The following is a 616-nucleotide window of genomic DNA, read 5'->3' as shown; positions in this document are numbered from 1 at the left end:
AAGTTGAACAAGCCATCAGAATACAACTGACTTTCTACCATTTGGTCTGTTGATGCCATACGGTAGCGGTTGAGATCGTTTGGATGAAAACCGTCTGGAGTCCAGCCCACAGTCCAATTGCTCGTGCCAATTTCACCTTTCGGCATTGTAAGCACAGCAGGAAGTTGAACGTCTTCAAGGCCGCTCATCAACTCTGCAATTTTAGGGTTTACTGTGTAAGAGATCGTGCGGTATTGCTCTAGCATCTCGCCATCACGATCGACAAGATCGGCGCGAAGTGGCAATTTGCTCTTTTCGTCAATCCAAAGGACATAGGAATAACGTAGTCCGTCTTTCGGCACAATGCGTAATACCTGAGTTGGAACACCGGCTTCACGCGCACGCCCTACTTGAACGTAGTCGTAATACAGGTTTAGCTCGTCGATATTGGTGTTGAGCATCGGTATCGTTGGTGCAACCATTTTGCCTGATTCGATAGTGAACGGTTCCACGCCAGTTTCGATATAACTCACTTCTGTTCCGCGACGAATCACCTCACGTACAGGCCCACTTAAATAAACAAGATGAGCGTACTGATCTTCGCCGTGTGTCGCGTGACGATACAGCAAAGGCTCAA

Annotated in this window: 1 protein-coding gene; it reads right to left on the bottom strand. The window is 47.9% G+C overall.

Going from position 1 to position 616, the window contains the following annotated elements; translation table 11 throughout:
- Positions 1 to 616 (bottom strand): MucB/RseB C-terminal domain-containing protein (locus R8O10_RS26055; RefSeq protein WP_318192075.1); only part of this gene is annotated, 616 nt, incomplete at both ends.

It is taken from the genome of Vibrio sp. 1727, from assembly GCF_033344415.1.
Taxonomy (GTDB): Bacteria; Pseudomonadota; Gammaproteobacteria; order Enterobacterales; family Vibrionaceae; genus Vibrio; species Vibrio alginolyticus.
This window is presented reverse-complemented; position numbering and strand designations above follow the sequence as displayed.